The organism is Microbacterium sp., assembly GCF_036277215.1.
Lineage (GTDB): Bacteria > Actinomycetota > Actinomycetes > Actinomycetales > Microbacteriaceae > Microbacterium.
The window spans coordinates 1-10,155 of sequence record NZ_DASUNI010000116.1 but is presented as its reverse complement, the minus strand read 5'-3'; the positions used below and the strand labels follow the sequence as shown (position 1 = coordinate 10,155).

Annotated in this window: 11 protein-coding genes and 1 pseudogene; 1 reads left to right on the top strand and 11 read right to left on the bottom strand. The window is 70.2% G+C overall.

Annotated elements, in window-relative coordinates:
- Positions 1-151: 151 nt before the first annotated feature.
- On the bottom strand, positions 152-1,354 hold the full coding sequence (locus VFX99_RS06050) for a glycosyltransferase (RefSeq protein WP_329665416.1): 1,203 nt from the start codon (positions 1,352-1,354) through the stop codon (positions 152-154).
- 15 nt (positions 1,355-1,369) lie between these two features.
- A complete protein-coding gene (locus tag VFX99_RS06045) occupies positions 1,370-2,590 on the bottom strand; it encodes a glycosyltransferase (protein WP_329665415.1) in 1,221 nt (406 codons plus the stop codon).
- Positions 2,591-2,733: 143 nt separating this feature from the next.
- On the opposite strand from VFX99_RS06045, the gene VFX99_RS06040 reads away from it, so the two are divergent.
- Complete coding sequence (locus tag VFX99_RS06040; protein WP_329665414.1) at positions 2,734-3,324, top strand: hypothetical protein; 591 nt, start codon at positions 2,734-2,736, stop codon at positions 3,322-3,324.
- Between the two features lie 13 nt (positions 3,325-3,337).
- Here the strand turns inward: VFX99_RS06040 and VFX99_RS06035 are convergent, their stop codons facing one another.
- From VFX99_RS06035 to dnaK, 9 genes and pseudogenes are all read right to left on the bottom strand, one after another.
- Positions 3,338-4,435 carry an AI-2E family transporter gene (locus VFX99_RS06035; protein ID WP_329665413.1) on the bottom strand — a complete coding sequence of 366 codons (1,098 nt, stop codon included), beginning with the start codon at positions 4,433-4,435 and terminating at the stop codon, positions 3,338-3,340.
- Between the two features lie 4 nt (positions 4,436-4,439).
- Positions 4,440-5,234 (bottom strand): potassium channel family protein, encoded by a 795-nt coding sequence (locus VFX99_RS06030; protein ID WP_329665412.1) that lies wholly within the window; start codon positions 5,232-5,234, stop codon positions 4,440-4,442.
- A gap of 91 nt (positions 5,235-5,325) precedes the next feature.
- Positions 5,326-5,730, bottom strand: coding sequence for an MmcQ/YjbR family DNA-binding protein (locus tag VFX99_RS06025; RefSeq protein WP_329665411.1), 405 nt, complete (start codon positions 5,728-5,730; stop codon positions 5,326-5,328).
- A gap of 57 nt (positions 5,731-5,787) precedes the next feature.
- The gene (locus tag VFX99_RS06020) at positions 5,788-6,891 is read right to left on the bottom strand and encodes a Gfo/Idh/MocA family oxidoreductase (protein WP_329665410.1); all 1,104 of its coding nucleotides are present in this window, start codon (positions 6,889-6,891) and stop codon (positions 5,788-5,790) included.
- Positions 6,870-7,571 (bottom strand): ThuA domain-containing protein, encoded by a 702-nt coding sequence (locus VFX99_RS06015; protein WP_329665409.1) that lies wholly within the window; start codon positions 7,569-7,571, stop codon positions 6,870-6,872. The genes VFX99_RS06020 and VFX99_RS06015 overlap by 22 nt, the downstream gene beginning before the upstream one ends.
- A 144-nt stretch (positions 7,572-7,715) precedes the next feature.
- Positions 7,716-8,192: a heat shock protein transcriptional repressor HspR gene (locus VFX99_RS06010; protein ID WP_329665408.1), complete on the bottom strand. Its 477-nt coding sequence runs from the start codon at positions 8,190-8,192 to the stop codon at positions 7,716-7,718.
- A 95-nt stretch (positions 8,193-8,287) separates the two neighbouring features.
- A complete protein-coding gene (locus VFX99_RS06005) occupies positions 8,288-9,274 on the bottom strand; it encodes a DnaJ C-terminal domain-containing protein (protein WP_329665407.1) in 987 nt (328 codons plus the stop codon).
- Between the two features lie 17 nt (positions 9,275-9,291).
- Positions 9,292-9,930, bottom strand: coding sequence for a nucleotide exchange factor GrpE (locus VFX99_RS06000; protein WP_329665406.1), 639 nt, complete (start codon positions 9,928-9,930; stop codon positions 9,292-9,294).
- Positions 9,931-9,932: 2 nt separating this feature from the next.
- Positions 9,933-10,155 (bottom strand): annotated as a pseudogene (dnaK, locus tag VFX99_RS05995) (molecular chaperone DnaK); the annotation flags it as partial.

Below are 10,155 nucleotides of genomic sequence, written 5' to 3'. Positions count from 1 at the left end.
CTGCGCTCAGCACGACGGCGCACAGCTCCTGCAGTTCCGCTCGGCATGGCGTGCGAGTCCGGTAACTCCGGAACGACTCCCGATCCTGCCCGCGCCTCTGCGGGAGTTGTGCGCCGCAACTGAGCACGACGGCGGTCGACGGGCGCGTGGATCAGGACCCTGCGCGGTGGTACACGCCCACCATGGCCGCCGTCCGCGACGACTGGCGGAACTTCTCCTGAATCGAAGGGTCGGGCACCACCCCGGTACCCGCCGTGATCTGCGCCGCGGCCGTGCGGAGGGTCTCGGCCAGCGCGAACGTCGACGCGTCCGCGACCGCCCAATAGCCCGACCCGAGCTCGGCGCCGATGTCGGGGTCGCTGACGACAGCGGGCGTGCCGAGCGAAGCAGCCTCGAACACCGTCATGCCCTGCGTCTCGAATCCGATCGACGTCTGCACGACCGCATCCGCGGCCGCGATGCGGCGCAGCGTCTCGGCGTACGGCAGGCGACCGGCGAAGACGACGGATGCCGCCGGCCGCCGCCTCTCGACCAGACGACGCGCAGCCCTCTCCTGTCCACCTCCCCCGATGATCTCGACGTGGGCGTCGATGCCCGACTCGGCGAGAGCCTCGAGGAACGGAAGGAGACGCTTCTCCGGACTCATCCGACCGAGCCAGACGAAACGCGGCCTGCCGGAAGCCCGCTCGGACCGGCCGGCCGCGAGCGCGGCATCCAGGACATCGTCGTCGATGCCGTTCCACACGACGTCGACGTCGGGTGCTGCTCCGGCCAGCCCTGGGACGACGCCGTGCTGCTCGAGACGGCGGGCGAAGTGCGCCGACGGCGCGGTCACCGCCCGCGACAGGGCCGCGAAGCGGCGCAGGTAGGACCAGCCGTCCCGGCCGGCCGGCAGTCGCCTGCCCGTGCGCCGCAGGGCGCGCCGCTGCCAGGCGTTCAGCACCCGCATCACGAGACCGGGAAAGGGAGCGGTCGCCTCGATCCCCACGTCGACGCGATTGTGCATCGTGTGGATGACGGGGAGGCCGTGTCGTGCGGCGAAGCGGTGGCCTGTGACCGCGCCCCAGAAATCGGCCTGTACGTGCACCACGTCCACGGGGGGACGGCCTGCGAGGGCGGCGTCCACGAACCGGTCGGTTCGGCTGCCCGGCCACGACAGCGAGTACTCCCGGTCGAGCGTGATCGGAATCGAGGGCGTGTCGATCAGCGCATCGTCGGCGCCTGCGGCGCGCGGCCCGTGCATCCTCGGTGCGACGATCGTCACGGTGTGTCCGGCGCGCTCCAGGAAGTCGCGCTGCAGCCGCATCGACACCTGCGCCCCGCCGAGCGACTCGACGTGCTGGTCGCCGAACATCACGACATGCATCGGCTACGCGGGCAGAGGTTCGCCGCGATACAGCGCCTCGAACGTGTCGAGGGTGCGGTTGATGTCGTGGATCGCCACGCCGTCGAGCGAGGCCTGCTGCATACGCCGCCTCTCGCCCGGCTCCGCGGTGAGCACATCCGTCAGGCGGGCGGCCAGCTCTTCGACGTTGCCGGGCTCGAACAGATAGCCGTTCTCGCCGTCATGCACGAGGTGGGGCAGGGCGACGGCGTTGGCCGCCACGATCGGCAGCCCGGACGCCATCGCCTCCATGGTGGCAATGGACTGCAGTTCGGCGATCGACGCGATCGCGAACAGGCTGGCGCGGCTGTACATCTCACGCAGCCGGGCCTCCGGGGCGTGTCCGTGGAACGTGACGCGTGCGTCCAGCCCGAGCGAATGGGCGAGCACCTCGAGGTTCTTGCGCTGATCCCCCTCGCCGACGAGGTCGACATGCACGTCGAGGGCGGGGTCGAGCGTCGCCACGGCCCTGAGGAGGACGTCGATGTGCTTCTCGGTGGTCAGCCGACCGACGAACAGGATGCGGTTCGCGTCACGCGGACCGAGGTCGGGCGTGTAGTTGGAACGGTCGATGCCGCAGCTGATCGGGATGACGTTCTGTATGTCGATCGTCGCCTCGAGGAAGTCGGCCGCCTTGCGGGTCGGCGTCGTCACTGCCCGGGTCATGTCGAACGTACGCTTGGCGTCTGCCCACGCGAGACGCAGGAACACGCCGTTCAGGGCGGGCGGCAGAGTCGTGAAGTCGAGGATGTTCTCGGCCATCACGTGATTTGTGGCGATGATCGGGATGCCGCGCTTGCGCGCCTCGCGAGCCAGGCCGCGACCGATGATGATGTGCGACTGGATGTGCACGACGTCGGGCTTGACCGAGTCGAGGACGCGGCGGGCGTGGTGCTTCGACATCCAGGGCAGCACGAACGTCAGCCAGTCGTGCGGGAACCAGCGCCACGAGGGGAGCCGGTGCATGGTCATCGGCTGGTCTTCGATGATCTCGGTGGCCGTTCCCCGGTTCCAGTGCGTGGGGCTCGGCGCCATGACGTGCACGTGGTGTCCACGGGCGACCAGCCCCGCGGCGAGCCGCTCGGCGAATCGCGCGGCACCGTTCACGTGCGGAGAGAAGGTGTCGGCGCCGATGACCACGGTGAGGGGTCGCTTCGCGTCCGGCGCGGCGGCGCGGTGATCGTCGGGCGTCTCGGACGGGGTCACGGGATGCTGGTTGCCTATCTCTGCGCGGGGGGCGGGTGGCACGAGAGGGATGCATGCGCGTTCCAACTGTACCTGAGGGCCTCCGACCCGCCCCGCGGCCTCCTGCGGGCGGCGCCGGTCGAAGGCTCTCGTACGCTGGATGCATGCCCCGACTTCAGGCCGATGCCGACACCAAGCGCTGGGTGGCCGTCACCGACTCGCTCGTGTTCGGCGGGCGCCGGCACCGCAAGGCGGCCATCCGGATGCTGCTGAATCAGGCGAACCGCGCGCTCGGGGTCGCCGAGCGCCCGAGTGGAGGCTTCGCGGCCTGGGCGATGAGCCAGGCGACACCGCTGCTCATGCGCAAGGCTGCGGGTCGCGTACTGGTGTGGGTCTGGAAGGCCGACCCCGAGCTGCTGGTCGTGATGGCGCAGGTGCGCGAGGCCACCGCGCAGCTGCGCGCGGCGCGCGCCAGCATGCCGATGGAGTACGACGACACCGAGACGTTCCGCGGCACCTACCTGGGCGTCGGCGAGAAGCTCGCGATGACGCTGCCGGCGGATCCGCGCACGCCGCCGTTCGCGACCTACACGTGGGACACCGGAACGCATTTCGTCACGGTCACGGCGGTGTGCAGCGACCGCGAGCGCTTCGGCACGGTTCTCGGGGCGGTGGACGAGCTCGCCCGCACCCTTCGGATCGTCGACGACCTCGCACTCGGCGAGTCGCCGACGGTGCTGCGCATCGAGCCCTGACTGCGGCTCGCGGTCAGCCGGCGCCGTCGCGCCGATCGCCTGCTGCCGTCACGGCATCCCCTGAGAGCCAACGCAGCCATCGCGCTCCCGGGTCGGGATCGAGCACGAGCGCCCGCACGGCCAGGGTGAGTGGGATCGACAGGATCGCCCCGAGCGGCCCGATGATGAACGTCCAGAAGATCACCGAGAAGAAGCTCAGCGTGAGGCTGAGGTTCACGGCGTCGCTGACGAACTTCGGCTGGATGAGCACCTGGAGCAGCACATTGACGACCGAGTAGATCGCGATCACGGCGAGCATGAGAGGCCAGCCGCCGACCACCAGTGCCAGCAGTGCGGGCGGGATCAGCCCTACCACGAAGCCGATGTTCGGAATGAAGTTGGTGACGAACGCGAGGATCGCCCACACGGCGGGCGCGGGGATGCCGATCGCCCACAGCGCCAGCCCGTCGATGATCGCGACGACCGCGCCGAAGCTCGCATTGACGACGTAGTACCGCCGCACCCCGGAGTTGAACCGCTGGAACCGGCGGATCGCCGAATGCGCACCCGCCCCGAAGGAGGCCTCGGCCCGGGCGTAGCGCGCCCCATCGGCCGCCATGAAGATCACGTACGCGAGGACGAAGAACAGCGCGGTGACGATGCCGATCGCCGTGCCGCCGAGCGAGGCGACGAACGACACGATCGTCGAAGGCTCGAAGGCGGATGCCGCGGCATCCGATGCCTGTTGGTCCAGCCCGACGGATCCCAGCCACCCGATGAACGCCTGCACCGACGCCTGAAGCTCGTCGGCATAGTCGGCGACCAGCCGCGCGAACTGGGTGCCGGCGAAGAAGAGCAGCAGTCCGAGCACGACGAGGATCAGGTAGGCGACGACGATGACAGCGGTCGTCGCGGCCCAGCGCGGCCAGCCGAGCCGATCGAGCGGATGCCGCACGGGATGGCAGATGATGACGATCACCGCTGCCAGGACGAGAGGGCCGACCAGTTCGCGTGCGAAGAACATGCCGGCGAGTGCGACGACCGCGGCCGCGAGGCCCAGGAGCACGCGCAGCATCGGCGAGAGCGGGGCGGCGGCCGGCGATGGGGTGGCGAGTGGATCGCGATGCTTCATGCGATCACGGGCTCCCTTGCGGCGCGGCGGGGCCGGGCGCCTCGGGCCCGCTGCGCTCGACGCCCGCGCGCTGCGCGGCCAGGCGGAGCTCGTCGGTCAGCGCGCGCATGTCCGCACGGCTCGCCGGCACGGCATCGTCATGCCCGCGCGAGGCCCGCTCCACGACCCAGGACGAGATGGTCGCCACCACCAGGCCGACCAGAACGACGCCGCCGGCCATCAGGAACACCGCCGCTACGCGACCAGGCACGGTCACCGGCACGTAGTCGCCGTAGCCGACGGTGGTCACGGTGCAGAATGCCCACCAGACCGCGATGCCGAACGAGGTGATCGTGGCCCCGGGCGCGTGCCGTTCGGCCTGCAGCACCAGCAACGAGATGTACCACACGAGCAGCATCGCCGACCCGACGCCGTAGATCAGCAGGCGCGCCCGGATCGAGTTGCCGGCGGTGCGGGTGAACGAGGCGAGCCGGGTGAACGCGTCGAGCAGCCGGACCGGTCGCAGGGCCGGGATGAGGGCGAGGACGAGATCGAACTTGTGCGTGCGGAACCAGAGCCGCCGCGGGTGCGACAGCCTCAGTTTCACGAGGTAGTCGACGATGAACATCACCCAGATGATCGCGATCGTCGCCGTCGTGATCCAGCTCCACAGGCCCTCGACGTCTCCGATCACGTGGACGGTGTAGGTGAGCAGGAACACCGCCGCGGCGACCGCCAGCGGCCAGTACGTCAGCTGGGACCAGCGCACGGAGCGCGCGGTCTCACCCTTCGCTGCCACGGGCCCCGGTGCGGTGGTCACGTCTGCACTCTAGAGGCGAACCTTTCCCCGACCCGCCCGACCCGCTGTGCTCGCGGGGACGGGCCGCGCGACCGGAGTCGGACCCCGGGCGTCACTCGTTCTCAGCGAGCCAGGCCTTCGAGAGCCGCTTCGGGGCTTTGACGATCCAGGCGTCGGTGATCACCTCGCGCAGCAGGTCCGGCTCGATTCTGTCGAGGTGCACCAGCACCGCCGGATAGCCGTCGAAATGCGGAATGGTGAAGAAGGCGTCCGGGAACGAACCGAGCAGGGCCTCTTTGGCCTCGAGGCCCTCGGTCCGCACTCCGACCACGGGTCCGTCGGGCCAGGTGCGACCCAGCGCGGCGAGCGCAGAGAGGTCGGCCTTGCTGGGGCTCCGCTGCCAGACGAACAGGGCGTCGGAGACGCGCCAGCCTGGACCGCCGCGGTGGCCGTCGACCTTCTCGACCGTCTCGGGCAGGCTCAGCGCGATCGCGCGCACGTCGTCGAGGGTCGGCATCCGATCAGTCTGCCTCGGCCCTGGCCGCGGCACCAGCCCGACGGCGGCGGACCGGGGCTACAGCTCCCGCAGGTCGAACCGCGAGCCGAGGGGAACGAGCGGCGGCCGATCGACCGTGGTGCCGAGTGTCACGCGGACGCCCGTGCGCGCCGACTCGAGCACCGCGGTCATCACCTCGAGCGTGTGCAGCGCGAGACGACCGGACGCACGCACGTGCGCGTCATCCGGGGCCGCGAGCATGTCGAGCAGGCCGATCCCGCGTGCGGCGTCCACGTAGCCCGCCCGGTCTTCGATCAGCTCCCACTCGGTCGACCCGAGCGCGCAGAACGAGACATCGCCCGAGAACATGTTGGGGTCGGGAACCGACAGCGACCCGCTCTCGCCGTGGATCTCGATCGGCGCGGCGCTGGTCTTGACGCTGTCGAAGCTCGTCGTGAGCGTCGAGAGCACCCCGCTCGCGTGCTCCAGGATGCCGCTCACATGCGTGTCGACGTCGACCGGGATGCGTTCGCCGGCCCGCGGACCGGAGCCGATCACGCGCTCGCTGCGCAGCCGGCTGGCCGCCCCGAAGACCGCGGTCACCGGGCCCAGCAGGTGGACGAGCGCCGAGATGTAGTAGGGGCCCATGTCCATGAGCGGACCGCCGCCGGGGAGGAAGTAGAAGTCGGGGTTCGGATGCCACGGCTCCGGGCCGGGGTTTGCCATGACGGCCGTCGCGGCGATGGGGCGGCCGATGCGGCCCTCGTCGATGACGGCGCGGGCGGTCTGCGTCCCGGTGCCCAGGACCGTGTCGGGCGCCGACCCGAGCCGGACGCCGGCGGCGGTGGCGGCATCGGACACCGCCTGTCCGCCCGCGAGATCGACCGCGAGCGGCTTCTCGCCGTAGACGTGCTTGCCGTTCGCTATGGCTGCGAGCGCGATCTCGGCGTGGGCGGCCGGAATCGTCAGGTTCAGGACGAGATCGACGTCGGGGTCGGCGAGCAGCGCCCCCACTTCCAGCGCGCGGGCGCCGGGGACGCTCTCCGCAACGGTGGCGGCACGGGCGGGGTCGAGGTCGGCGATGGCCGCCACCTGGATGTCCGACCGCGGTGCGAGGGTCTGCAGGTACGCCCCCGAGATGACTCCGACTCCGACGATTCCTACGCGCGGCGCGTGGCCCACAGCATTCCCCTTTCGATGACGGTGCGGACAGAAGGGTGCTGAAGCACCTCGAGTGAGTGGCCCGGGGTCGTGACGACGACGCGGCCCGCGCCCCAGTTGCGGGTCCAGATCGCCGGCGAGACGACCGGTCGGTGCCAGGGGTGCCACGGAGGTGCCGGGTGGGTCGTGACGGCGAGCACGTCGTTGAGGTCGTCGTGCAGCACCCAGTACTGCTCGGTCGTGAGTTCGAAGTCCTCGAGTCCGGCGGTGATCGGGTGCTCGGCGGCCAGCGGGGTGAGCCGGATCGTGTGGTCGAGGAAGTTGTCGCCGGGCTCTCCGGTCAGGGCCTCGGGCTCCTTGCCCGGGTGCGCCACGAACGCCCCGCCGACCAGCTGCGCGTACTCGCCCGAGTCGTGGTACGAGTCGGCGATGCCGCCGTGCCAGCCGGTGAAGCCGGTGCCCGACTGGACGGCGGCACGAAGACCGGCGACCTGGTCGCGCTCGATGGTCGACATCGTCACGCACTGCACGATCAGATCGGTCGCGGCCATCGTGTCGAAGTCGGCGTACACGGCCGGTGACGACTCGACCAGGACGTCGTAGCCGTGCTCCCGGAGGAACGGCAGGAACAGCTCGGTCGCCTCGACGGGGTGATGACCCTCCCAGCCGCCTCGAACGACGACGGCACGTTTCGTTGTCACCAAGTCCCCTTCCACGGCGCTCCTTGCGAGTCTAGATCTCCCCGCTGACCTCCCACTCGGGCCGCGAGACTGCAACCGGGCGGCGAGACTGCGGGTACCACCCGCAGTCTCGACCTGCGGTTGCAGTCTCGCGGTCGAGGTGGGTCAGCCGGTGGAGTCGTCCGGCTCGGCGGACGGGGACGGATCCTGCTCGAGCGCCAGGCGCGGGCGCCAGACGACGATGTCGGTCGCGCGGCGGACCCGCCGGCCCTGCCGCAGCGTGACGACGGAGCCGGTCGCCCCGGCCGCGAAGACGCGAGCGCCCGGCCTGTTCTCGAGTTCGCTGCGCACGCGGGTCTCGAGGTCGTGCACGCGCAGGTGGAGTTCGCGCACACGGTCCTCGAGCTCGATGATGCGGGCGATCGCGGGCAGGCTCATGCCCGCCGACGACAGCCGGGCGACCTCGCGCAGCTGCTCGATGTGGCGTGTCGAGTAGCGCCGCGATCCGCCCTGGGTGCGCGCCGGGACGACGAGGCCGAGACGGTCGTATTGACGGAGAGTCTGGGGGTGCATGTTCGCCAGCTCCGCGGCCACGGCGATCGCAAAGATCGGCGCGTCTTCATCGAGCTCTCGTTCGGGCATCCCTCTCACCTCCTCTGACCAGGAGGATCGGCAGAGACGAATGCGGATCGGCTCTGCGCGTCCTCATCCCGGGCGATTCTCCTCGCGTCACATCGTCAAGCGCGAGCCCTCGACATCAGGTCGGCGCGCGGGTTGTCCTTCGGCTCGAGCTCGTGGAACCGCTCGAGAGCCTCGCGCGCCGCCTCGTCGAGATGGGACGGCACGGCCACCTGCACTTCCGCCAGCAGATCACCGGTGCCCTTCGACGTCTGCACGCCGCGCCCCTTGACCCGCAGGACACGACCGGACGGCGTGCCGGGTGCCACACGCAGCTTGACCGGGTCTCCGCCCAGCGTCGGAACCTCGATGGTGGCGCCGAGCGCCGCCTCGGTGAACGTCACCGGGACGGTGACCCGGAGGTTCAGCCCGTCGCGCGTGAACGCCGGATGGGGTCGAACGGTCACCTGCACCACGATGTCTCCTGTCTCGCCGCCGTCCGGCGACGGCCGCCCGCGCCCGCGCAGGCGGATCTTCTGCCCGTCGGACACGCCCGCGGGGATCTTCACCTTGAAGGGCTTGCCGTCCTCCCCCTGCAGCGTGATCGTCTCACCCTTGGTGGCGGTGATGAAGTCGATCGTCGTCCGCGCCGTGACGTCGGCGCCGCGCTGCGGGCCGCCGTAGCCGCGGAAACCTCCGGACGGCTGGCCGAACCGGCCCGAGCCGAAGCCGCCGGGCTGCTGCTGGTTGAACATGCTGAAGATGTCGTCGAAGTCCTCGGGCGCCTGACGGCCGCCCCGGCCCTGACCGAACATGCTGAACACGTCCTCGAACCCGCCGGGCTGTCCGCCCGCGGTGAAGCGCGCACCCGATCCCATCGCGCGGATCTGGTCGTACTCCTTGCGCTGCTCGGGATCGGAGAGCACCGAGTACGCCTCGCTGACCTCCTTGAAGGTCGCCTCCGCCTTGGCATCACCCTGGTTGGAGTCGGGGTGGTACTTGCGGGCGAGCTTGCGATACGTCTTCTTCAGGTCGGCATCGCTGACGTTCTTCTCGACGCCCAGGACTCTGTAGAAGTCCTTGTCGAACCAGTCTTGACTGGCCATGCGGTGCTCCTCCCGGGTTATTCGGCCGGCACCGCGACGACCACCTTGGCGGGTCGCAGCTCAACCGAGCCCAGGCGGTAGCCGACCTCGACGACCTCGAGGATCGTCGGCTCGGTGACACCCGGGGTCGGTGCTTGGAAGATCGCCTCGTGGTGCTGCGGGTCGAACGGCTCGCCCGCAGAGCCGTACGACACCACGCCGAGCTTCTCGGCCACGGCACGCACCTTGTCACCGATCGCGGCGAAGGCGGTGCCTTCGACGAGATCGCCGTGCTTCTCGGCTCGGTCGAGGTCGTCCAGGACGGGGAGCAGGCCCTTCACGGCCTCGCCCTTGGCGCGCTCGATCTCGCGCTCGCGCTGCTCTTCGGTGCGCCGACGGTAGTTGGCGTACTCGGCCTGCAGGCGCTTGAGGTCGTTCAGCAGCGCCGACTCGAGGTCGGCGAGCACGGCGTCCTCCGCGGCGGCGTCCAGGTTCTGAGAGGCACTCAGGATGTCGTCGACGGTCCACTCGTCGACGGACCCGTCCGGCTGCGAGTCGGGGTCGGATGCGCCTGCGTCGTTCCGCGCGGCATCCGCCCCCTCCTCGTCCGGTCGAACCTCGTCTTCACCGTCACCGCTTCCTGAGCCCTTCGAAGGGTCGAAGTTCTTGGCGGCCATGACTACTTCTTCTCTTCGTCCTCGTCCACGACCTCGGCGTCGATGACATCCTCGTCGGACGATGCCGACCCGGAGTCACCGGCCGCGGCCTCGGGGGCGGCATCCGGAGCAGCCTGCGACGCCTGGCTGGACGCGTAGATCGCCTCTCCCAGCTTGCCCTGGCTCTGGTTCAGCTTGTCGAAGGCGGTCTTTACCGCGTCGTCGTCGTCGCCGGCCAGCGCAGCC